The sequence below is a fragment of the Bacillus sp. TH13 genome, assembly GCF_016651175.1.
Taxonomy (GTDB): Bacteria; Bacillota; Bacilli; order Bacillales; family Bacillaceae_G; genus Bacillus_A; species Bacillus_A thuringiensis_S.
The window spans coordinates 230,752-254,528 of sequence record NZ_JAEKEJ010000007.1; the positions used below are offsets into that span (position 1 = coordinate 230,752).

Here is a 23,777-nt window from a genome sequence, read left to right on the forward strand (position 1 = left end):
ATCAAAAATATAAAGGATAAACAAAACCCTATATTCAGGGCAAAGTCAGGAACTATGGTACTAGCAACATCATTTCCTAAATCCTGCAAATAATAAAATCTCATAAACAACAAAAAAGAATATGTCATTAATATAGCAACCAATTTCGATATTGAAAACCTCACTTTTTATGTCGATTGGATGCTTGATTAATTTCCCCTAAATAACTAGAAAGCTTTGTATATTCTTCTTCAGTTAAAAAGTAACCTACTCTGCCCTCATCTAATAAAGACACTCTTTCTATTTTTGGCTCTTTTACCTCTCCACTTTTTAACAAACAATCAATAATTTCATTTTGCCTGTTAACCTGTTTAATTAACTTGATTATTTCATCATTTCGTTTTAAAATCTCATTCTCAAAAAATCCATACGGTCGATTACCACACCAAATTTTATATTCATCATCAAATGAATCATAAGTTACAGCAAAGCAGTCATTCGGTTCTAATCCATTTATTTTCTCTAACATTTCTGCTTTTGTTTTAGCAGTTTTGTAAGTTGATATTTTTTTAATAGGATTGGTCATAAAATCTTCAACTTTTTGATTACTAATTTGCATGATTAGATTCTTCCCCTCTTAATAATATTCATCCTTAAGAACACGAATAACCCTACATCTGCAACAAATTCAAAACCTTGTTGTTTTAAATCATTTCTAACTTCATTTATACTTACACCTCACTTTAAAACTTTAGTTTTCTTCACTTATTTACTTCACTACATGGCGTCACACTTGATTCTTTTGTTACATAAATAGCATCTTTATAAGTCTTTATAAGTCTTTATAAGTCTTTAAAATATTAACATATTCTTCCATCAAATCTCCACCTAAATAAATTTTAATTTCACGTAAGAGATAATAAATAAAGCAAACTTATGCATTTAAATATCCTTCATTAATTTTTCTAGTAGTCTCATATAATTATACGCAATTTTCGCATAACCTTCCAACAAAACCCAATTATATTTAATATAACCACTTCAGTATCTGGCCCTTTAATGGAATACTTTTTTTGTTTGTTATATTCTCTTTTACAAGACTAACAATACAAGAGATATGTCTTAGTAATACAAACTATAAAACTGGATCAAATTTGGATATATATGTTTGGACAACTCAATTAATGCACCGTTTTAACACATCACCTGTTAATTTGAAATAAAGTTTAATCAAAAAAAGTCGCACTAAGCAACCAATTTATTAAAATAAATTGGTTGCTTGAAAGATTATCGGAAGAAGATCAGTAACAACTTTGAATTATTTTCTATCCGTTATAGTAAAGCTAATTTGATTTGTCTTATCTTTCCCTACATATCTATCATATCCGAAATCATATGTGTTTGGTGACTCGTTCTCGTCTCCCCCTTTAGCTATTAACTTATCAATCTCTTCTATTGTTAGATTAGGGTCTGCAAGACGAATCACACATTCCATTAGTTTATGGTATTGCTCATATGAAGTTTTATCCTCAAATACTTTCTTTTTTGTTGTAACTGATACGGAGTTCGATACCCAATCGCTTTTACCCATTTTAGCGTATAATTCAAAACCCTTCCAGTTTGCTCTATAAATATTATCGTTTTCTTTATCACGATGTTCTATTTTTGAATCTTCAATCTCAATTATACCGTTTGAGTATTCTTTTAGCTTGTTTTCAAAGTCTAATCGATGTGTATATCCCTCTTCTATCTTATCAACATTACTATTTGTAGTTACAGCCCATACTAATATCAGTCCAAGTATAATACCTAAAGTAATTTTATATCTCATTACTTTTTACCTAACTGATGTTCTTCATCAAAATTAGTATAGTTTACGACATCCTTTACGGATTCTTCTTCATCTAGAAAATCAAAATTACCATCAATTAGATTCTGTAAATACTCATCAAAGCTGTTTGCAATCACTTCATATTCATCAGGGTCGTGTAAAAAACGAATTATTTGACCACATACCCCTTCTTCAGAAGGATTAAAATCAATATACAGCTTTGATGTTCCACCGTTGTTCATACAATCTGAAAAGTGAATGTACGTGCCAGGGAGAAGTCCTTCTGGATTTATCTTAGGGTCAACAGCATCCTCGTCATCTTGGTATTCTAAAAGATAGGAGACGTCTTCTCCTTCTTTTGAACTTTCGATCATTTCCTGTGTAGAAAGCAAATAATATGGATACTCTTCAACATCTGAACCTAAAATACATACCGTGACTTCGTGTTCTCCATATTTCCGCCAATATGTACCATCGATATTTTTCAGTAATGAGATTAATGATTCTGGACAATTTGGATATTTCGTTCTTAATATATCAATATCCCCTTTTGTAGCACAGTATGCTTTATTTAGTGCTTCAAGATCAGCTGTTGATAATGCTGCTTTCAAACCGTTTAAAAATTTGTTTACCAAATCCAATATTTTGTCCTCCCAATAATCAAATATAAATTTTCTTGTCTATATACCTAACATAAATAAGATTTAACCTTTTACCGTTTTCACATCTAATTTAATGAGTACCATTACGCTCTAGCTCTTCTCGATTAAAGTATTGTTCTAGTAGCTCTTTACCTGTTTTGATTGTAGTATAGTACTCTCCATCATACAATTTCCCTTCTGATGGAGAGTGAAAATCTTCATATTTCTTGAATTCTTCATTTTCTTCAAATGATTTCTTTGCAAGGTCCATGTCTTCTGCTTCTATTTTAGCAAACAATCTACCTATATCGAATACACCGTCTTCATCAATACTCTCTTCTACTAAATAGTGCGCTTCTTCCACTATAGGAGTTAACTTCTTCTTTGTAACAGAATATAAATGTTTCGTTTCTTCTACTTGTACCATAATGAAAATCCAACCTACTCTTACAACTGTACATGGTGCTAATCCTTCTAGTGTAAATGCAACTACCTTTTGGTCTTTCACATATTTCCCCATCTTACATACCCCTTAATTTGTTTATTTTATTCTGTTTAAAGGTCGAAATATTTTCAAAGTGATGATACATATCTATAACCATATAAAACAGCAATTCCTTTTACTACAATTGTATTTTCTTCAATACTTTTCACTATCGCTTTTCCTGTTAAACGATTCATATATTGGATATAAATAGAAAATTCTATAGGTTCCTGTTTTTGTTTTGCTTCTTCAAAATAATATAATTCTTCTTCATAGGCACTTAACTCTAACTCCCAATCTTCAAAGTTAGTTTTATGTATGGATAGTGCATGAGATTCAGGCGATCCTATTTCATATTTTAAATCTTTAACAAAAACACGGTCTATGCCATGCCAGTTCCTTTTTCTTCCCATTTTGGTCATCCTTTTCGTTTCTATCAATAATTTTTTCTACTTCTATTAAGTCAATTATTGACTATAAAAATATTGGAATATTTCCATTTTTATCATACAGGATAAAGAGTAATTACACCAATTATTACCATGGGTTTCTAAAGTTTTTTGAAATGATGTTATTGCTTTTTAACAGGTTTATTATTTGCGTACATCAAGTTTACAATGATATTTATTTTGCCATTATTGAAACAGAGTAATTGACATAAAGTTTGATTAAAATGAAGTCTTTCCTTGTGAATTACTATGTAATTTTTATAAAAAGTACGATTGTTTTGTTATCCATTATTTTGTTTAGTTCTCCGCTAATTAAGTATCTTTCTTTACATTATATTGACTATTAATCATTATATAAGAGATAATAAATTTAATGATATAAATAATGCCATGGAGGTTTAGAATATGAAAAACATAATGGAATTCCTCAACAATCCATATATTAAATATCCATTAACTGTGATTTCAGCTATAGTTATAATAAAAACAGGTTATGATTTAGGTTCCTTTATTACAAAGTTAAAATATTTTTAAATCGTAAAAAGGCGATTGATTTTTTTACAAAAGATCAATTGCCTTAAATAATATAGAAAAAGCACTGCTGAAATCTTCAGCAATGCTTTCCCATTAACCGTATATGATAATGAACGTCTAATTTTTTCTCTCATGAGTTCTGTATACTCACATATATTTATTTTAGATTTAAGATACGTTCTATTTCCTTCACACTCAACTTACTTGCTTTTGCAATAGTTTCAAGTGGTACACCAATTTCATGCATTCCTCGGATCATCTGCATCTTACCTTGCTCAATACCTTTTTCCATGCCCTCTTGTTCTGCATGCGCTAACTTAGCTTGTTCATCTAAAAGCAATTTCTCTCGAGCTTCATATGCTGTTCGGAAAGAAGAATCATGGCTCATATTTTCCCATTTATTTATTGCCTTTTGTAAAATTGGATCTTGATTCATCGCAATCTCCTCCAATGTTTGAGTTAAATGTTCATCTTCATGCGCTGGTAATAATAACATCCAACGAACAAATGTATTTTCCCACGGGCTTACTTTTTCTTCACGCCACTGTTTTACCAATTTCGGTATCTCTACAAAATGGATTTCAATGTCGTCACTTAGGAGTTGCTGCATTTTAGTATTCCATAATTGTCCGATGGTATGAAATGCATCATCCTGAGAAAATAAAATAAAGTCCAGTAAGTTAATGGTAATGGTTTTCCGAAGTGAACGATATGGCATGCCTTCTTGCATTTGGGATGTATAAAGTTTACTCCAGTAATATAAAGATCGCTTTACCATATCATGTGTATTTCGAAGCTGAATTTCAATATTTACTTGCGTTCCATTATCTAGCGTTGCTAATAAGTCTAAAATTGATAATTTATCATCTTCATAAGATTTATGGAGATGTGGATCGTCTAGTTGTAGTGATGTAATAGGTGCATCTAAAGATTCCTCTAAAATTGCATTTAAGAAACCAGTTAATATTTCCTCATTTCCTTTTGTTCCAAATAACTGTTTAAAAGCAAAATCAATACGTAAATTTACTAATTTAGTGGACATGGGTTTCCTCTCCCTGTCTATATCATCTCTTATCCCTATTGTACATAAAAATAGGTAGATCATGCAAACAAGCTCTTATGTTACCCCACATAAGAGCCCGCCTAACCTTATAAAAATTGGTGTTTCTAACCAAAAACGATTGTCAGTAACATTGTATATTGCACCATAACTATTAAAAACTCTTTATGAAGAAAAAATTATCTAGTATGCTTATGGTCATACTGACATTATTACTCTACAAATAATTTTTTTATATAATTTTACAATTTTCGTTAGGTACTTTCCATATTCGCTCATTAAAATATATAATTCAACAATGCTTTACTGCTTTATATACTGATAAAGTTGAAATAACTCTTAAGCATCTGCTAGTGTATTCATATTCAATTAACCCTGACCATTTCATCAACTATTGATAAAATTTTGATTTTGGCATCATCCCAAGTTATTTATCTACTTAATATTCCACAAAATAAACAATTTATGGAATGTAATTGTAAATATCTAATTCTCTCCTTCGTCTTACTATTACCTACTACACACACGATTTTTGATTATTTTTGTCGGATCAAAACTCAAAAAGGACTCCAACATTTTTGTTGAAGTCTCGATTTTATCAGATTATCAATCCCAATATTTGAAACGAACTCTCACACAAAAGGAACACGATTTTGAGTCCCAAAAAACAACGTACATATAATGAAATCAACAACCACAACAGTTATTGAATTATTCTTTTTTTCAATCAACACGATTACTGACTATTATGCCTCTGTTCCTCAAAATCGTCAAGCTCTTAATTAACTTGTTTATTAAATTTTGCTTGCCCTAATTGCTTATACTTCTTTATTAGTCGAAGTTCAAAGTCTCTCGCTTCCTCCTCTTTGTCGAATATACCAACTATTTTATAATCGATATTACCATCCTTCATAAGTTGTCGATGAACCGAGTTTCTTCTATCTCTTATATAGAGGAGAAGAGAAATGTAAAATGAAATTAAAACTTTTTTACTTTCAGAATAATCAGTATAATCGAAGGGATAAATTCTTATCAATCAAATTAAGGAGCGATGAATATGGGAGATGGAATAATTAGAATAAGAAGGACTTTTGATGAAATTGAACTTACTGCGGAAGATGTAGTAGAAGCTATCCAAGATTTAAGTAATGAAGAAAAATGGAAGTTGTTGGACAGTTTATATGATGAATACTACAATCTAACAGATAAAAAAGGGATCCCAACGGATTATTGAAGTAAAAAACAACTTTTATAACTTCAAAAGTTATTAGAAGCTCTAAAATATCCACTGTTACATTCTACGATAATTAAATGTAATTATATTAACTCAACCATTAAAGTGCCACACAAAACAATCTGAGAACCCATTTTTGATGATGAACGAAATAAAAAGGGAAATCACCTCTGTAAAACACAAAGTTACGGCTTCCCTTTCTTCTTTTAAAAATAAAATTAATATTTTATATTAGTCTCCTTCTTCAATCATTACCGTTGCAAGGTTTACATAATAATTGAAAGTCTGTGAGATCATTACAACCAGATTTATATAGAGGGACAATATGATTGTAATGTCCTTATTTCAGGTTGCATTGAAATTAAACCTGAGCTTTTGTTTCTACTATTTAAGGAAAACTCAATACCTAGCTCTATAGCTATTTAGAGATTGTTTTCTATTTTTTAGAACAGCAATATGTACAAACTGCCTATCTAATTACTAAAATAACATGTTAAACGAATGCCATAAGTATCCTTTAAATAAGTATCAGTTGCAAGAATAATTTGTTTCATTGAATTTGTAATCTCAACTATCGATACTCCTGGCTGAACAATTGATATTTCAAATTCTGTTTCAAAACCAGATTTTATCATCTTTTTTAACATATGCAGAGTTTGTAAGTCCCCCTTCTCAAATCGTGTTTCTTCGTGGTTTCTCTGTCTCGTATTTTCTCGTTCGATCATTCTTTGAACAATTTCTAAGACATTATCATTCCACATAATTGATTTTTCAGCTTGACCACATACTTCATATAGGTCTGAAACACGAGCACCGGGGCGTTCTCCGTGTGAGTATTTACAATGATACAGGTGAAATACGACTTTTCGATGTTCATTATCAATTTTGACAGAAACAACATCTGCAATTTCTCCTGATCCATCATCATCAAAAATAATATTTGATGTCTGATCTACAATATTATGTATCGTAGCGTATTGAATTGAATCAGTTTTTCTTCCTTTTCCTTGGGATTCAGATTTAATATTGACCCCAAATCCCTTCCAGTCGATAGCAAATAAAGAGTCTGATGGCAATCCAATTCCACTTTTTGGTTTGATAACTGTTTTTAAATTTTCTTGGACTATTATAATAGTTCCATCACTTTGTATGAATGATATTTCTGGTGAATATTCGTACAGATAATCAGTCATTTTAACAGTTTTATTACCATATTTCACCATTAGTTCTTCACCTTCGATTTGCTTAAAACTATATGAGGTCTCATCAATAATCTGTTCAAAGATAAATCCTCTTTCATTTATCCAAAATTCAAAGCGAAGATTTCCATTAACTACACTAGGATTTTTTAAATTCGATTGAAAGAATGGAAACTTCTTTTGTTCTTTAGAGATATACAACTGTTTCGTAGAAGAATTGGAAATTTCAATTGTTTCTGGCAACAATATTTTATATGGAACACCTTCTGGAAATTCCTTAATAACTTCTAAAGTGAGCGAATTATTTAATATATTATTCGTATCAATAGTATCATCCAATATCTTCTTCCCTATATTCTGACACCACTCCGTCCAAAAGTTTATCCGTTCTACCCAGCGCATCCAAACTTTTCCTTTATACGAACAACCAATACTAATGCGCCCCCCACTTTGATAGCCATAACCGAATAAATTTGATTTAGTCGAACCAGATACAACTGCCTCACTAATTCCAGACTTAATATCAGTACCAGCAAACATTCTAAAGCTAATCCTTCCGCTAGGTTGTTGCTTCAATCCCAAAGTTCCAATCATCAATCGATTAATTCCATCTAAGCTTCTATATATTGAATCTCCCTTGATTGCTACTGCTTTCGGAAACATACTTTCTACAAGTCGATTTCCTTTTCCGGTATCGGTTTCGTTTATATGAATGATTCCATTCTCCTTATCAAAGAACAACACAAAGAAATCATAATCATATTGCACTATATCCTTTTGATCTGACCAGACTACTTTTGTTTCAATTTCCTCAATAAAAATGTAAACAGAATCTTCTCCATTTATTAATGGTGTAGTTCTATCTGAATCCAAGACTTGTTTCCATCCTTCTACAAAAGTTTCTTTTGAAGAGTATCGAAACATTCGGGTACTTACTTTCATCTTTAGCTGCGATAAATCAATCTCCTTCACATGGCCTTTTTCAAACTTGCTAATGAATTCACTGAGTTCAACTTCTTTGTCAATAGCTTGGTGTGAATGTATATTAAGTAGTTGATTCCAATCAGAATCCTGACGATATAACTCTTCAATCGATTCCTTCAAATCATCCATTGCCACATTTGTAATGAGCTTTGCATTGTCCAAATTATTACCACTTGTACGAGCAAATCGTCCAATGAATTGAAGCGTAATTGGAAGTGACTTATATTTATCATGAATTGCTGCAATTTTTAATGTTGGAATATCAATGCCTTCACCAAACATATCTACACATACCACAATTTTAGCATTACCATTTTTAACTTGCTCCAAAGATTTATTTCTCTTTGCTGGTCGAATGCCCGTGTGAATTACAACGGGATTATACTCTTTATATTGAGAATATATTTTTTCATATAACTCATCAGCGCGTTTACGGCTCTTCGCTCTCGCTAAAAGTATATGTTCATATCCTTGTTTCAAATCTTCTCCCAAATGCTGAATTGCAATTTTTGCAATTTCTTCATCAGACTTTCGCTCGTCAAATTCTTGAATTGGATAAAAGTCGATTGGTTTGAAATATCCAGCTTTTTGTGCCAGTGCCAAACCATAATTAAAAATTACTTTACCATCAACCTTTTTACCATCGTTTCTAAATGGTGTTGCAGTAAATTGTAAAATTCTCTTTCCTAAAAATCTTTCTCTTACCTTTCCCCACTCGGGAGCTGCGAGATGATGTGCTTCATCAAAGATTACAACTTCTACTTTTTCAGCTAGTTTATTCAAAACAGAGGGAGGCATTTTGTTAATCATACTGGGGGTTGAAACAACTATATTAGCTTCCTCAAGTGTAGCAATCATAGCTATTTCATCCTCATTTTCTACTTTTGACTTATAAAGAAAGGTGTTAGGATAAATAACTTCATCAGAAATCATTTCTAATTTTGGAAGTATACCGAAATGCCTCGCTCCTTCAAAAATTTGCTCCCTTAAGAGATTAGACGGTACAATGATTAATGTTGAAGATATTCTTTCAGAAATAATCGTAGCATACATTGTTTCAGACTTTCCTGTTCCAGTAGGTAAGACAATTGTTGCTGGAGAGTTTGATGTCGCCCAATGTGCGCGAATTGCGGATAATGCTCCAAATTGAGGCAAACGTAAACCAATCTCATCTTTATTTCGAGATACCCTCTCTCGGTACGTTAGTTTCCAACTATTAACAATCTCTTCTCGACTGAAGGTGTTACCTTCGGCGTCCGTACAGCGACTTAACTTATTCCCACGTCCAATTGTTGAGATTACGTTATTATACGTTACCAAACAATCCCTTCTTTCTGTTATAAAATTAAACATCTTAATCTATTAATTATATTATAACAGACATAAAGAAATCTTTATATTAAAAAAACTCCTCCCATCATTGAAGAATCCTGCTCTTAAATCTTAGATTCAAATTTATGTTTCTCTTTCGAGCTAAACCAGTGGGAAATCTAAAAGGTTGGTCAGCAATGCTTAAAGAGGAATATGTCAAGGTTCGTACAAAAGTATGAGCTTTTTTAAATCTCACGGGCCATGGGCCAATTGGTACCGACGCTGAAAACGTCCCTTTCCCCGTTATTACATGATATTTTACGTTTTTTTCAAAAAGGGTAGGCGGTATCTCCCAAGCTTTTTAGCCACACACTTTCCCAATTTTTTCACCCTCTTTTTAACCGCGAATTTTTTGAGCAATCATCTCTCTTTTAACATCATTGGTTTGATCATCATCTTCAACCACTTCACCATCATTAGTATTCATCTTACATCATCTCATCATCACTGTTGTTGCATCTGCTTTAACTACTGCATCATCTAATGTAGTTGCTACTGCTTACGCCTGCATACATCATCTATTGTTACTGCTGATTGATACTACCCTTACTCACTGTTGTTATAACTGTTGTACCTACGTATGTATCTACTGTTGTTACTGCTGTTCATACTGCTTATCTATCAGCATACATATCTGTTTATATATTTATAACTACATCTGTATCTGCTAATAACCACTATACATACGGATATGTATAACAACATCCTATCAATATTAATTAGGTAGTGGCTTCCTCCCCTCTATAAGTATTACTTTCATTTGTATGCTTCCACCTATCATCCAATAGTGCTTAAAATAAAAAAAGGAGGACCGGGGAATGCCGATTCTTTGAATAATTAATCTAACTAGCGTTTTAAATACTTTAAACAATAACCAATTTAGCGATAGCTTCAGGATTATACACTGCACCATCTATGTAAGCATCAAGAAGAAATCCAATTGAACCTCGAAGAGCTTGTGCACTATCTTGAACTGTAACTAGCTCTGGTCCTTTCTTAATCATTACTGCATAACCAGCTTCAATATTTCCAAATACACATGGAACTTGTCCAACACCATCGCCAGCTTCTAAAGAATCAGTAACTATTACTTCTAAACCAAGAAAAGTATAAGATACTCGATTATTTACAATACCATTCTGTATATAGAAATGGCCTGCTTCATCTTTCAACTTAGCAAGTCTATTAAAAAAGGATCGTGAAACAATGAATGCCGAACCTTGCAAGTAATCTGGGTGAATTGATGTTACCATATCGAACATCTTATCCAACAATTCTTTGTCAGTAACTGTCGTCTGTAAAGTAAACCTTCCAATCTCTTCATTAGAAACAATCCCTTTAAACTCTTCTTTCAAAGTACCTCGAAGGAAGTTATCAAGTTTTTTTACATATCTAACCAATTTGATTCAACTGTTTTATGCTATCATAAAATATTTCTTATAGAGTGCATACATGTTCATCAATATTTAACCAATTTGATACTACGCAGAATTATTGAGTAGAATTATAATTCCAGGTAATAATTCTACTTATACTCAAACAAATTTCATATTGAATCCCAAAGATAATGTTCAATAAATTTTCATAGAATTATCTTAGTAATATTTGTTATGATTTGGAAGTTCACAAATGAAGAAATTAATAGAAAGTTAACGACAAATATCAAGGTATATTCATACCATAAAACCGTTTGGATAATGACTAAATGAAGCAGAAAAAAACCTAAAAAAGTTTTACTCACTTTAATCCCCTATATACATTAGAATTTACAAACTCAAAAAGAAATCACCATTAGGCATGATGATTTCTTTTTTGTTAATCAAAACTAATTTCATCATTTTTCTTTTCTAACTTCCTACTTAATATAACTAGTTTTAGTTGTTCATAGATTTTCTGTGTATCTGGTGTACTTTCAGCTTGCTTACGCTCACGTTTTACCGTAGTACCATGTTCTACTAATACATCATCTTTAGTTTCTGCAACCATTTCTATGTGCTCCAGTACCGCTACACGCTCTAATCCTTCCATTTCATCTAAATCCTCTACATCATCTGCATCGTCAATTATTTCTGGTTCTTCCGTTTGTATAATTTCTTTCTGTTCTTTTTTCAACTCAATTACTGGTTGCTCTTGTACTATGTTCTCTTTTTCAATATTAACTTCAGCAGCTTCAATTACCTCTAAAGGTTTGTTTTTAGTATTTGCTATTTTATTTGCTTTTGCTATAGCAATTTTCACTTTCATCGCTCTTAAAGAAGACGATATATGATTTAGTATTCTGCTTAACCCATAGAAACGAATTGCCTCAACTATAACACCCATTACAATTCCAAAAATCCATGAATTAGAAAAGTATCCAACTAAACCAAATGTTATAACTCCTGGTAAATATAAGCTAGCATAGGCTATTAAATTAGGTAAAGCTTTTTCTACTGTTAATTTAAAGCTATATTTAACTATTAAATATATGGCGCTCAACCCCACTATTAAACCAGCCAGACTTAATAATAAATTTTTAAAAGTTTCACCTATCATTACAATTTCCTCCCTTAATGTTTTAATTTTAATTTTTTTATTAAATTCCTCTTTACTTTTCACATTTTTTCAAAAATCAAATAAATTCATCGCTAATTGTCCTTCTGCAATTTTCCGTTTCAAATATATACAACTACTTTCATCCTTTCTTTTTAGAAATATCTATATAAACGGCATAAGCCTAATTGTTTTTAAACACAAAAAACCCTTTCGGGTATATGAATTTTTGCAAGCAAGGCTGCTTTACAAAGTCATTTCCCCGAAAGGGTTGTAGTATTTATGGATTATAAAAAGAAAAAAGAAAGTCTTACATACATTATATAAATTACTACCATCATATTCAATTTATTTTTAACAGAAGATTCAGACCCTTATGTGTATTTACGTTTTTTTGTTATAATATGGATATATTTTAAAAGGGTTAAGCTATAGCTCCTTATTACTATTGATATGATTTCATAGTATATTACCATCTATTTTAAGTATTATATATTTTAAAATATTGATTGAGTTGTGCCATAGTCCCTTATTACCTTCTGATATGTATGCAGACTAATTGTTTGCTATAGTTCCTTCTTGATCTTATATGATATTTCTTCACTGAAGACCTATGAAATAACATTATCTTGGGATCTTCATTTAAGTATAAAAGCATTAACTTATATACTTAAAATATAGCATGTGTAAATTTTGAGTAAGTTTGATAATTCCCCTTTAACTATTAGTTCTATATTAGGAGTGGATCTTATGGAAGGAAAAACATTGATAAAATATATTTTTTACTTTTTTCTTATTTACTTGTTTATATACCCTCATTTCCAGTTATAGTTGTTCTTGGTATGGCTGGCGCTTCTCCTGATGTAGAACATACTATACTAGAATGGATAATTACGATCTTTGAGTTATCTGTTACAATTTTAGGGGCTTGGTTTTTTAACTTTATTTTCAAAAACATAATAGGAATTAAGAAGAATACAAAATTCACTTGGACTATCTGCATTCTTCATTTAATTCTTATTCCTTTGACATGGAGACTTCTTCTTTATTATTAGATCATTTTATTATCTAAGTTTTTTATTAATAAAACTATATTTCAAATCCTGATTATTTAATCGTGTACTTGCATACTAAAAAATAAATCCCTTTGTTTGTCTTAAACAAATATTCTTCATAACAGCATGCATAATAACCTCCTGGATCTAATTTAATCCAATAAACCTCATCGGGTTCTTGTTTGAATACATTTAATAACTGCTCTATTATATATTCCTTCGCAGTCAATCCATTTAAATCATATCCGTACGGTATTTTCCCAAACCAAGAAGACTCTCCATTGGGATATTGGCAAATTAGGAATTCTTTTTTCCATTCTTTCAAGTGTATGAGTTCTAATGTGTCATTATTAGTAGCGTATGTCGCCTTTTTGGCAAGTTCAAAAATATTGTCCTTTTTATTTTCTGACATAATACTAAGCTCATAATAATTACTTACATATTCGTCAGCATTTATATCAGCAAAATCGCTTAAAATTTTATTCATTATTTCCATTTGAAAGGTACTAATTCTTCCCAATTGTTCCACCCCTCTTTAGCAGCTGGATGTATAGGGTATGAACTATCAGAAGGATATTCAAATATTTCTTCCGTATATTGGTCAATAATAGCTAAAACCTGGTGTATTCTAGAATCATAATCACCTTTAACTTTATTTTCCTTTCCCCATCCCACAGCAATTACATCTATTCCGTTCCTAAATTTTCTTAACTGTTTATGTATTTCGTTATCATTGGCATTTGGTTCATTTTTTGATGCGACCAGCTGATTTATCGATTTATGGCTAATTGTTGATAGATCTGTTGCATATATACCTGCTAAATTCAGTATAACTACCTTTGAAAACCCTCTAACATAAAAATAGATACATACTTTATTTACTGTCATATCAGATTTAGTACGATTATCCTCAATAATTCCAGCCTGGCTTGGATTTTTCAATATTACATATGCAACAGGCCCATACACTATCTTTAAATGGAATTTCTAATGAATACCGCCATTTAGAATTAATATTTGATGGTGGATTCATTCTGATTCCTTCCTCTTTAATGTGAGGACCAAAATAATAATTCATATTATTACCTCCTTTATTCGTTATGACTGTATATTTCTATTACAGTAGCATCCATATAAAATCACTCTAATTATATAAATAATAAGATGCCAATAAAATTAATCCATTTTAAATAGAGTAAAAGAGTGTATTCAATTTGGAATATTTTAAGAACTTGATTTTATTGACTTATAATTTACTTATTAAATTCAGCAATTATTGGCATATGATCACTGAACTCAATCCACTCTTCACAAGAACCTATTTTAAAAGATTTTAATTGTTCCAGGCATATTTCAGAAGCAAACAGATAATCAATATGAAATGGTCTCCCTTTTCCTTTTCTAAAATAATGGGTCGCTTTCGACTCCTCACCTTGCTTTTCCTTAGAAAATTGATGATATGCACTCTTAATCCCAAATCCTTCAAGAAATTCGACAACCTCAGAATGTGTCTTAACTCTTTTTATATGATCAAATACCTTATTGCTGTTCCAGTCCCCTACAATAATACACGGCTCCTTTAGCAAAGAAGCATATTTCTCTAACGCTAAATATATTTGACCTATGTAACTACTATAACGTTTTTCCCCCTTCTGTGACCAAACAGCAAACATTATAAATTCCTGGTTACCAGCAGAGACTTTTATTGGAACAATATAGCGGAAAGATTTATCATAGTCAGGATGAATTTCAATTTTATACCTTTTATCAAAAGTAATTATTCCAATACCCTTGTTTGGATTATCCCCTTCCCATAAAAAATCATAGATACCTTTTTCTTTATCAATCTGTCCCCATTTTTCCGATTTTTCACATTCTGAAATTACCAATATGTCTGCTTTAAGCGGTAATATTTTATCGATTTTCTTCCTAAATGCCATGCCTGCATTCCATGCAACTATTTTCATTTACCCAGCTCCTATATGTGACTACATAATATTATACAACCTATTAACACCCTAAAAATTTTTAGATCCGAAATAATTGATACATACATATTCAAGCAAAAAAAGGTCATTGTAACAATGACCTTTGCCACTCATTTATTTACAACCTTTTTAACTATTCTTTGGTTTGTTTGCTGGAAAATTAAAAGCTTTAAAAACTTCTAAATGCACTCCAGTAATTTGTCCTTCTATAAAATCGATAAATTTATTAATCTCCATATCAGATGCCTTTGAATTAAGAGTGAAATCATAAGAAACAATGGCTTTAGTACCATCAATGTCATAGTATGTTAGATTAAATTTCGGATGATTTTCCACTCCTTTGACTAATTCATCAAAAAAGTCTTTAATTGAAAAACCATACACCTTGGGTCCTTCTCTCTCTTCAACGACTTCCACTTTAAGTTTCATATCTTCAATTTTAGTAATATTTATTTGAACCTTCTTCATAAGAGCAGTTTTTGGTTCACCATAATTTACAAGTGCATACGTAGTATTTAATTCGAGTTGTCTTAAATCCATTTTCATCGCTGCATCTCTTGATAAAAATACTCTCATAATTATATCCCCCTTCTAAAGTATTTCACAAAATAAACACAGGATATATAAGCATATTTTGCATTACTACCAAACATGTTGTTATTATTTTAGCCAAGAAAACCCCTTACTCAAAGAACGCAAAATGAGACGGCAGAAGATGGATTAACTTGGTACAAGCAATGGCAGGATGCCCTCTTTATTGTTCAACAGATAGTAAGTTGTTACTTGACAATTTGTCATGATCACTTCACTACACATCGAATGTATGTTCAGTTTATAATACACATATATCGAAATGGAGGTGAAACAAATGATTATCAATAAAGCATATAAATTTCGTATCTATCCAAATAAAGCACAAGCGAGCCTAATCAATAAAACGATTGGTTGTTCCCGTTTTGTATTTAATCATTTCCTATCTCTATGGGATAACGCATACAAAGAGACAGGGAAAGGTTTGACATATGGTACATGCTCTGCCAAACTTCCTGCTATGAAAAAAAAGTTTGTTTGGCTAAAAGAAGTCGATAGTATTGCGATTCAGTCGTCCGTTCGCAACCTTGCGGATGCTTATACACGTTTTTTCAAAAAACAAAACAGTGCTCCGCGCTTTAAATCTAAGAAGAACAACGTACAATCTTATACCACAAAACAAACAAATGAAAACATTGCTGTTGTAGGAAACAAAATAAAGTTACCGAAACTAGGTCTTATTCGATTTGCCAAAAGTCGCGAAGTAAAGGGACGCATTGTAAACGCTACAGTTAGACGGAACCCTTCTGGCAGCTACTTTGTGTCATTGTTAGTTGAAACAGAAATACAAGAACTTCCGAAAACACATTCTTACATCGGAATAGATGTGGGACTAAAAGATTTCGCCATTTTGTCAGATGGAAAAACCTATAAAAATCCGAAGTTTTTTCGCTTATTAGAAGATAAGTTAGCGAAAGCACAGCGTGTTCTTTCTAGAAGAACGAAAGGATCTACTCGTTGGAATAAACAGCGAGTAAAGGTAGCTAGACTTCATGAATACATGGCAAATGCTAGAAAAGATTACTTAGACAAAATCTCAACTGAAATCATCAAAAACCACGATGTTATCGGTATAGAGGATTTGCAAGTATCGAATATGTTAAAGAATCATAAATTAGCAAAAGCAATTAGTGAGGTTTCCTGGTCACAGTTTCGAACCATGTTGGAATATAAAGCAAAATGGTATGGCAAACAAGTCATTGTCGTATCGAAAACATTTGCTTCCAGCCAATTATGTTCTAGTTGTGGATACCAAAACAAAGACGTTAAAAATCTAAACCTACGTAAATGGGACTGTCCCTCTTGTCATACACACCATGATAGGGATATTAACGCAAGTATCAATATAAAGAATGAAGCGATAAGACTTCTAACCGCAAGGACTGCGGGGTTAGCCTAATAAATTAGCGTTCGATAGAACTCATTACTTAGGAATCCCCCACTCTTAAACGAATTGACAGTGGAGGAAGTTCAAATTCTATAGATATACAATCATTTCGTAATTCATTAATAATATCCCTTTTAATACTAGTTATTATAATCAAAGTTTATACAGCTATTACCGTATAGCAACCATTTATTAACATAATTTTATCATGTTATGTTGTACAACATCAAACTATATTTCAGAAAAGTCGATTTAATCGAAAAATTAAAAATAAACCATTACCATATGGCAACCCTTTATGTTAATATAAAACAAAGGTATTACATTACTTCACTTTTTTGTGTCTATTAAGGAGAAAGAATGCGAATGAATATAACACCGGAACTAAAGAAATGGCTCACACAAGAGCTCATGATAACTAAAGATGTAGCTGCGCTTCTTGGAGTTTCTAATGCACGAGTTAAAGCTCTGGTTAAAGACGGCCGTTTACTCCCTATTAAGTCTGAAGAAAAATGTACTATTTTCCTTCGTTCTGAGGTTGTTATATTAAAAGAAGAGTTGAGAATTAACCGATCAAAGTTTATGAAAAAGGATCCAAAAGATAAATAATATGATTAGACAAGGAGGATAAAAAATGAACAATACAAATCAAAAATTGGTTGATAAAGACGCTCAGAAACTAGGTGCGAAAATACTAGTATTAAAACTCAAAAAAAATAACCAACCTGCAAAATCACGTGTGTTAATTAAAGTGAAATATTCCAATTGCATCGAAGTACATTTGCGAGACAATTTACACTCCACTACAAATGTTTCAATTTTAGAGAGTATCAATGATATACAAGAACAAATAATCTCAGCTTTAGGCATTCATGATATTAGACTAAAATTTTTACAAGATTCCCGCTGGTTTTTATATGGTCATGATGGTACGATCCGTGAATTTTGCTATGGAGAATTAGAACCAATCAATTTAGATTCAGGCCACTTAGACCAAGACTTCTTAAAACTCACCCTAGACTCTGCTCCAGATATTACTTTTGATGTAAGTATCCCTAAGAAACAAAAAAAGAACATCATTAACAATAAACACCATCAACTTGAATTCCATCTCATCTAATTTAGCCAAAATAATATATTTTCATTTACAACCATGTTAAGGAAGTGATTTTTTGAAATCCCTTAAAGACCTTTTTAAAAGGAATACCAGACCGCAATTTCCTATTCAAGATACTAAAGCACTTTCCTCCAAAGAAGTTGATTATTTAATTTTAGATTTAAGAATTAAAAATGATGATAGAAAAAAATTGGATCTCCCAAAGCCTGTTAAAGAATTCGGGGATTTGATTACTGAAAAATTAGTAAACAATTTAATGTATGGTATCCAATTTAGCGAACTAGAGATAAAGATCTTAAATGGGTTTTATCGTGACGTAGATGTTTCTTTTATTGAATTTCTATTGTTAACCGATTTAATTCAATATGAGGAGCCTAATAAAGTAATAGGAGACTTACAAGCACAAGGTTACTCTTATATAGAGGGCATTGGATATTTACGTTTTAGAAATTATTATCAAACTAATTAGCAGTTTTTAGGAGGATATATATAATGACTGAAGTTAAATACTTAAAAAGCATGCACACAAGTTTCGGTAAAGAAGTAATCAAATTAACACCGCAGATCCCTGAAAGAACATATTTCACCCGGTCCTGCGAGCATCTCCTTTCTGTATTAAGTATTTATATTATGAGTGAAACATTTGTAAATGAAAAACTAAGACCGGTTAAATATAACGAATTAATTATCTCTTCCCTTGCTTTATTAAATGAATTTAATACATGGGAAAAGCTAAATGAAAAATTACACTCAGCTTCTAATCCAGACTTTAAGGCAGTTCTTGAAAATGATGCACTTTTCTACTTAAACCCAAGTTGGGAAGAAAATGATTATGCACAACGTTCATGGGCAATGGAAGAAGCAAAACAACGTTTAGAATTACTAGAAAAAGCAGCTTTATAATATTCTATTTAACTAAATAAAGGAGTGTTTTATTTGAAAATTATTAGTTGTGAATTCAATAAGTTGTATATCAATCTAGACATTGCTTTAAATGCGGAAGAATTTCAAGAGTCAGATCAAACACTGCAGCTGAATGTAATCCATAAGGTGAAAAATATTTTACATTCCTTTGGACATTCAAATACAGAAATCCCCAATATGAAGTTTGGCAAATTTAACCGTATCGATGATGACTCTTTACTATGTACAATTCGATTTGAGGAAAATCAAATAGTGTACCAAACAATAGATGAAAATATTCATAGTTAATTTATCCTGCAATATATGAAAGATCAAGATTTTTCGAAATGTCTCGTTATAACTAAACAATGGTTAGAAGCAGCTGAATGTTTAAATAAAGATAGATGTAGATAGATAAATAAATTGATTAGAAAGGAGTTTATATTGATGAATTTGACCTATAAAGGTATTAATAAAAGTGGTTTATCCGAATGGATTGAATCAGATTTAGGAGAAGTCCTTGAAGAATGGCAAATGTTCCGTTACAGATCATTTGTGGAATCCTTACAAGAAAACATTGGTCGTCAGTTGACAAAAGATGAACTGCGAACAGTTTTATGGTTATCGGGGTTCGAACAAAATTCGATTAACAATATCGTAGGTATCGTAAGTGCTGCTCATCTGCATGGCAAAAATACAAAATAATGTTCCAAAATCATAAAGTGGTTTAAGAGCAAAACTTAAGCCACTTATTCTTGCGTTTTCAGGGTCTGAAACCTCAAATATTATGAAATTATGAAAGATATTGTTTACCAAATACAAAGGGATATTCTAACAGCTATAGGGAAAACTCAAAAATAAATAATGAAGGAGAAAATTAATAATGAATCCACTAAAAGACATACAATTAACATATTGGCTAGTGAATTTAGGGAATATGTATTACGCTGGTGGCTTATTAAGAAAGCGCGAGATTGAGTCTAGTTTCAGTTATGAATTTGTAAATGACGAAAGTATACGCATTTCCCTTCTTAGAAGAACAGGGCGCTATAAATGTAGCTAAACAATGTAGTTGAATCGTTGTGCTACTAGCGAGGAATTAACAGTTTTAGAAGAAAGAAATGAAAGATATATAAATAGTGAATCACAAGCTAGATTAGAACAAGAAATCAATATCAGAGAAGATATACGAAGAACCTAAGAAATCTACATGACTAAAATTGCAAGAATAAAACGTGATGTTTTAAGTACAATATAAACCAAAAAGAGATCAGGAGCATACACCCTGATCTCTTTTCGCTTAATTAATACAACCTTTTTCTCTCAAACTAACAAATCTATGTTCACCGATTATCACATGATCAATCAGTTCTATCCCTAATATTTTTCCACACTCTGCCAATCGTTTAGTAACCTCTCGATCTTCGTGCGAGGGAGAGGGGTCACCACTTGGATGATTATGGAAACAAACTATTGACGATGCATTATTAAGTATAGCTGTTCTAAAAGTTTCACGAGGATGAATTATGGCACAATTTATCGATCCTTGTGATACAATGTTGCAACCAATAATCTCATTCTTGGTATTTAAATTAAATACCCCAAAAATTTCATGTGGCATTTCATCAACACATAATACCGCCCTAGCAAGAATATTTATATCATCTGGGCAAGTAATTCTTTTTCTTTCAACATCATATATCTTGTTACTTTCCTTAACCAATTTTACTGATTGTATCATTATTCGCTTTCCCATTATATTTCTCCTCCCAAAAAGAACAATTTTTTTATTTGCTTATATACGCACGTTAATATTTACAATTTATATTTGGACCTTTACTCCAAATGCTCTCAAAACATTAATGATATCTTTCGCCTTAAGATGAATTTTGGTATTTGGCTCACAAACACCTAATTCAAACAGTGTAAATAGTGTATTATCTGCTACATCTTTAATTATGACTTGTTTAGACTTCAGATAGTTTTGAAAATGTTGTAGCTGATTTAATGTAAGAATTATAGGTACTTTTGAGACATTTGATTTTTCATCAACGAAATATATTTTTAAAATCATGTCTCCAGCACTCAACTCCTCAGTTATTCGAAAATCATCTTTTGCTTCACCCTTTTTTTCTTTTTCAAGATTTTCAAATACCCGCTCTAAATGACTTAAAAGTACACTTTTATCCTTAGAAACAACGTTCATATTAATTCTCCTCTCACTTTTTATAATTTGTAATTCTTTAAATCACAATTGATTATCCAAACATTGGATAGTATTCATTTCTCCCCCCTATTCAATTTTCTTAATTCCATTCCTGAAACACAAAAAGCCTTTCAGGATTACATCGTTATTAGACATGCGAACAAAATGTACGCAATGCGTTAATAATGAGTAAACCCGAAAGGCTTAGATTAGTTATGGATTAGAAAAATATAAAAAAGATATGTTACCATTATATAGAAAATGGAATTTTCAAACAATATTTTTTGAGTATTCGGATTAATTAGCTGATAAACCTTATTAATAGTTATGTTCAAATACCAGTTCTATATAATTTTGTCATATTGCAACTTGATTTTTAAAAACTGATTAGAAATAGGTTCCCATTTAGCGTCTGTGAAAAACTCTTCATTATAAAAGGATAAACACTCTTTTTCTTCTTCGTTATAAAAGAATCCAACTATCTTTTTACCGTTAATGTAATCACTATCTTTTACTGGATAATATACTCCTTCCACAATTTCTCTATATAGATGATCAGTGTCCGAGGAATCTAAGTATTCGGAAGGATCTTTAGTACTTAAATATGCTTCCATACCAATATCCAAAACGAAAAAACACTCTGTCTTTTCAGTAGGCATTATCTTCATTTAAATACCCCTTTCGTGGCTTTTTTGCCTAAAATGAAGTTTTATCCCGCTTTTAATGGGCAGTAAAACCTCCACCTCAAAACTCAGCGAAAGTAAAGAATTTAGGTGGGGGATTAACTGCTCATAAAAGTCCGATTGGTTCAACTAATAACCAGTGGGGATAAAGAAAACCCCCACTGATTAAAGTTTCATCTTATTTAAATAACTCTATTGATATGCTAACAACCAATTATTCCAAAGAGCCTATTTTTTCAATTGAATCATTTAATCATAAGGTATCATTTTCATATCTTCCTTAATGGTCGACTTAACAATCAGATCTTGACCTACCATTAAACATGGATACTTTAATGATTTGCTCTTCATATATATATGATTCTTATTTTTGAGTATAATTTTCGCGTTATATACGGAAGCTTTTATACATTCTGCTTCTTCATTACGATTATTGAATGCATCATTTAGCAATATTCTTATCTAGCGTACCCTTATTTGACACATATCCTCACTCCTTTATATAGAAAAATAATAAAGTGTGTTAAAGATGTTAAAGGTGTTACTGTTGATTAATCGATTAAAACTTTGGATTTTTGAATGATTCTAAGAAGTCACCAAAAACGAATAGACAAAAACGAATTACAAAATAAGAAAAAGTAACTAGAATCATGAGCCTAAGCAAAAACATGAAAAAGGCGTGTTCTAACAAATCAGATGAAATAATAATACAATTTATTGTTATTAAGAATCCAAAAACCATATCTAACCTCTGTATACGGGGGGTTAATAAATACTTAACAAATCTCTTCATTAAAACTGCTCTCATTTTTAAAATAAACTTTTTTAATTTGTTTATTTCAACTAAATAATAACAAGTTTTTTGTTTATACTTCTTCAATGAAAATATTCTTTAATCTTTGTTCTTCCTTCCATTCTAAAGCCTGGAGTTTCATATGGGTTTCTAGCGCTAATTCCCGTGCTTCATCTCTTTCTTCCTCTAACTGCAATACCTTTTCTTCTAGTCTTTTAATTTGCTTAGCTTTTTTAAAAAACATAGCATCTGCCCCTTGATTTCATTTTTTATCTTCAAGTAATGTAAACTAGATACTACAAATCCGAAATAAAACAACATTATTATTACAGATGACCTTAATGAATATATAGTGACATACAAATTATAATTTTCTCCTACCCTTCTTATTAACCCTTTAAAGGGATTATTTTTTAAATTAATAATGGGTAACTGTTACTAATTGTGTAAATTCCTCTTCCCCGTATACCATAACTTTATAGTAATGATACTTCTTCCTGTAATAGCCTAAAGTAAACAACGCTACTACTGTTAAAACTAATAAAGATCCGTTTAGAATTGCTGAAAACATATCAATAAAGCCTTTTATAAGTAGTGCATCTAAAGCCATTAAAGCAATTACAGAAATACATAATTTATATTTGTATCCTACTAATAATTTTTGACATCGATTCAGATCACTCATTTCCTGCACCCCTATATTTTTAGTACAAAATAAACGACTGTTACCTACATTCTCTCTTAACCACAAAAAGC

26 protein-coding genes and 2 pseudogenes are annotated in these 23,777 nt (G+C 31.2%); 9 read left to right on the forward strand and 19 right to left on the reverse strand.

Annotated elements, in window-relative coordinates; translation table 11 throughout:
* Positions 1 to 160: 160 nt before the first annotated feature.
* The 6 genes from JFU02_RS31945 to JFU02_RS02885 form a co-directional block, all read right to left on the reverse strand.
* Complete coding sequence (locus tag JFU02_RS31945; protein WP_242488033.1) at positions 161 to 598, reverse strand: hypothetical protein; 438 nt, start codon at positions 596 to 598, stop codon at positions 161 to 163.
* Between the two features lie 699 nt (positions 599 to 1,297).
* Positions 1,298 to 1,810 (reverse strand): hypothetical protein, encoded by a 513-nt coding sequence (locus tag JFU02_RS02865; protein WP_201069656.1) that lies wholly within the window; start codon positions 1,808 to 1,810, stop codon positions 1,298 to 1,300.
* On the reverse strand, positions 1,810 to 2,451 hold the full coding sequence (locus JFU02_RS02870; RefSeq protein WP_201069657.1) for an SMI1/KNR4 family protein: 642 nt from the start codon (positions 2,449 to 2,451) through the stop codon (positions 1,810 to 1,812). The genes JFU02_RS02865 and JFU02_RS02870 overlap by 1 nt, the downstream gene beginning before the upstream one ends.
* 91 nt (positions 2,452 to 2,542) lie before the next feature.
* Positions 2,543 to 2,971: a hypothetical protein gene (locus tag JFU02_RS02875; protein WP_201069658.1), complete on the reverse strand. Its 429-nt coding sequence runs from the start codon at positions 2,969 to 2,971 to the stop codon at positions 2,543 to 2,545.
* Positions 2,972 to 3,024: 53 nt separating this feature from the next.
* Positions 3,025 to 3,357, reverse strand: coding sequence for a transposase (locus tag JFU02_RS02880; RefSeq protein ID WP_201069839.1), 333 nt, complete (start codon positions 3,355 to 3,357; stop codon positions 3,025 to 3,027).
* A 718-nt stretch (positions 3,358 to 4,075) separates the two neighbouring features.
* A complete protein-coding gene (locus tag JFU02_RS02885) occupies positions 4,076 to 4,960 on the reverse strand; it encodes an Rpn family recombination-promoting nuclease/putative transposase (protein WP_201069659.1) in 885 nt (294 codons plus the stop codon).
* Positions 4,961 to 6,035: 1,075 nt separating this feature from the next.
* Between JFU02_RS02885 and JFU02_RS02890 the strand changes: the two genes are divergently transcribed.
* Positions 6,036 to 6,212 carry a hypothetical protein gene (locus tag JFU02_RS02890; RefSeq protein WP_179195160.1) on the forward strand — a complete coding sequence of 59 codons (177 nt, stop codon included), beginning with the start codon at positions 6,036 to 6,038 and terminating at the stop codon, positions 6,210 to 6,212.
* 244 nt (positions 6,213 to 6,456) lie between these two features.
* Here the strand turns inward: JFU02_RS02890 and JFU02_RS32710 are convergent, their stop codons facing one another.
* From JFU02_RS32710 to JFU02_RS02930, 8 genes and pseudogenes are all read right to left on the reverse strand, one after another.
* Positions 6,457 to 6,537, reverse strand: coding sequence for a hypothetical protein (locus tag JFU02_RS32710; protein ID WP_088015171.1), 81 nt, complete (start codon positions 6,535 to 6,537; stop codon positions 6,457 to 6,459).
* 148 nt (positions 6,538 to 6,685) lie between these two features.
* Positions 6,686 to 9,715 carry a DEAD/DEAH box helicase gene (locus tag JFU02_RS02900; protein ID WP_201069660.1) on the reverse strand — a complete coding sequence of 1,010 codons (3,030 nt, stop codon included), beginning with the start codon at positions 9,713 to 9,715 and terminating at the stop codon, positions 6,686 to 6,688.
* 914 nt (positions 9,716 to 10,629) lie between these two features.
* Positions 10,630 to 11,166 (reverse strand): phage major capsid protein, encoded by a 537-nt coding sequence (locus tag JFU02_RS02905; protein WP_276571036.1) that lies wholly within the window; start codon positions 11,164 to 11,166, stop codon positions 10,630 to 10,632.
* A gap of 415 nt (positions 11,167 to 11,581) precedes the next feature.
* Positions 11,582 to 12,301: a hypothetical protein gene (locus JFU02_RS02910; protein ID WP_201069661.1), complete on the reverse strand. Its 720-nt coding sequence runs from the start codon at positions 12,299 to 12,301 to the stop codon at positions 11,582 to 11,584.
* Between the two features lie 1,108 nt (positions 12,302 to 13,409).
* Positions 13,410 to 13,849, reverse strand: a pseudogene (locus tag JFU02_RS02915) (hypothetical protein).
* Positions 13,840 to 14,295 carry a DUF1643 domain-containing protein gene (locus tag JFU02_RS02920; protein WP_242488035.1) on the reverse strand — a complete coding sequence of 152 codons (456 nt, stop codon included), beginning with the start codon at positions 14,293 to 14,295 and terminating at the stop codon, positions 13,840 to 13,842. The pseudogene JFU02_RS02915 and the gene JFU02_RS02920 overlap by 10 nt, the downstream one beginning before the upstream one ends.
* A gap of 311 nt (positions 14,296 to 14,606) precedes the next feature.
* Positions 14,607 to 15,320 carry an exonuclease/endonuclease/phosphatase family protein gene (locus JFU02_RS02925; RefSeq protein WP_074651269.1) on the reverse strand — a complete coding sequence of 238 codons (714 nt, stop codon included), beginning with the start codon at positions 15,318 to 15,320 and terminating at the stop codon, positions 14,607 to 14,609.
* 150 nt (positions 15,321 to 15,470) lie between these two features.
* Entirely contained in the window at positions 15,471 to 15,917 is a 447-nt protein-coding gene (locus tag JFU02_RS02930) for a hypothetical protein (RefSeq protein ID WP_074651268.1), read from the reverse strand.
* Positions 15,918 to 16,209: 292 nt separating this feature from the next.
* On the opposite strand from JFU02_RS02930, the gene tnpB reads away from it, so the two are divergent.
* The 8 genes and pseudogenes from tnpB (at position 16,210) to JFU02_RS32550 (ending at position 20,540) form a co-directional block, all read left to right on the forward strand.
* On the forward strand, positions 16,210 to 17,331 hold the full coding sequence (gene tnpB, locus JFU02_RS02935) for an IS200/IS605 family element RNA-guided endonuclease TnpB (RefSeq protein ID WP_201069662.1): 1,122 nt from the start codon (positions 16,210 to 16,212) through the stop codon (positions 17,329 to 17,331).
* A gap of 354 nt (positions 17,332 to 17,685) precedes the next feature.
* Positions 17,686 to 17,928, forward strand: a complete 243-nt coding sequence (locus JFU02_RS02940; protein ID WP_242488036.1) for a helix-turn-helix transcriptional regulator — start codon at positions 17,686 to 17,688, stop codon at positions 17,926 to 17,928.
* Between the two features lie 25 nt (positions 17,929 to 17,953).
* Positions 17,954 to 18,439: a hypothetical protein gene (locus JFU02_RS02945; protein ID WP_201069664.1), complete on the forward strand. Its 486-nt coding sequence runs from the start codon at positions 17,954 to 17,956 to the stop codon at positions 18,437 to 18,439.
* 52 nt (positions 18,440 to 18,491) lie between these two features.
* Positions 18,492 to 18,905, forward strand: a complete 414-nt coding sequence (locus JFU02_RS02950) for a hypothetical protein (RefSeq protein ID WP_201069665.1) — start codon at positions 18,492 to 18,494, stop codon at positions 18,903 to 18,905.
* A 23-nt stretch (positions 18,906 to 18,928) separates the two neighbouring features.
* The gene (locus JFU02_RS02955; RefSeq protein WP_098882802.1) at positions 18,929 to 19,339 is read left to right on the forward strand and encodes a hypothetical protein; all 411 of its coding nucleotides are present in this window, start codon (positions 18,929 to 18,931) and stop codon (positions 19,337 to 19,339) included.
* 24 nt (positions 19,340 to 19,363) lie between these two features.
* Entirely contained in the window at positions 19,364 to 19,648 is a 285-nt protein-coding gene (locus tag JFU02_RS02960) for a hypothetical protein (protein ID WP_327830018.1), read from the forward strand.
* A gap of 138 nt (positions 19,649 to 19,786) precedes the next feature.
* Complete coding sequence (locus JFU02_RS02965; RefSeq protein WP_098882801.1) at positions 19,787 to 20,044, forward strand: hypothetical protein; 258 nt, start codon at positions 19,787 to 19,789, stop codon at positions 20,042 to 20,044.
* 178 nt (positions 20,045 to 20,222) lie between these two features.
* A pseudogene (locus JFU02_RS32550) lies at positions 20,223 to 20,540 on the forward strand (hypothetical protein).
* Between the two features lie 99 nt (positions 20,541 to 20,639).
* Here JFU02_RS32550 and JFU02_RS02975 read toward each other — a convergent pair.
* From JFU02_RS02975 to JFU02_RS02995, 5 genes are all read right to left on the reverse strand, one after another.
* Positions 20,640 to 21,095, reverse strand: coding sequence for a JAB domain-containing protein (locus JFU02_RS02975; protein WP_098882800.1), 456 nt, complete (start codon positions 21,093 to 21,095; stop codon positions 20,640 to 20,642).
* Positions 21,096 to 21,161: 66 nt separating this feature from the next.
* On the reverse strand, positions 21,162 to 21,545 hold the full coding sequence (locus JFU02_RS02980) for a hypothetical protein (protein WP_098882799.1): 384 nt from the start codon (positions 21,543 to 21,545) through the stop codon (positions 21,162 to 21,164).
* 344 nt (positions 21,546 to 21,889) lie between these two features.
* On the reverse strand, positions 21,890 to 22,213 hold the full coding sequence (locus JFU02_RS02985) for a hypothetical protein (protein ID WP_201069666.1): 324 nt from the start codon (positions 22,211 to 22,213) through the stop codon (positions 21,890 to 21,892).
* Between the two features lie 881 nt (positions 22,214 to 23,094).
* Positions 23,095 to 23,265 (reverse strand): hypothetical protein, encoded by a 171-nt coding sequence (locus tag JFU02_RS02990; RefSeq protein WP_201069667.1) that lies wholly within the window; start codon positions 23,263 to 23,265, stop codon positions 23,095 to 23,097.
* 174 nt (positions 23,266 to 23,439) lie between these two features.
* Positions 23,440 to 23,706: a hypothetical protein gene (locus JFU02_RS02995; RefSeq protein WP_098058698.1), complete on the reverse strand. Its 267-nt coding sequence runs from the start codon at positions 23,704 to 23,706 to the stop codon at positions 23,440 to 23,442.
* Positions 23,707 to 23,777: the final 71 nt, after the last annotated feature.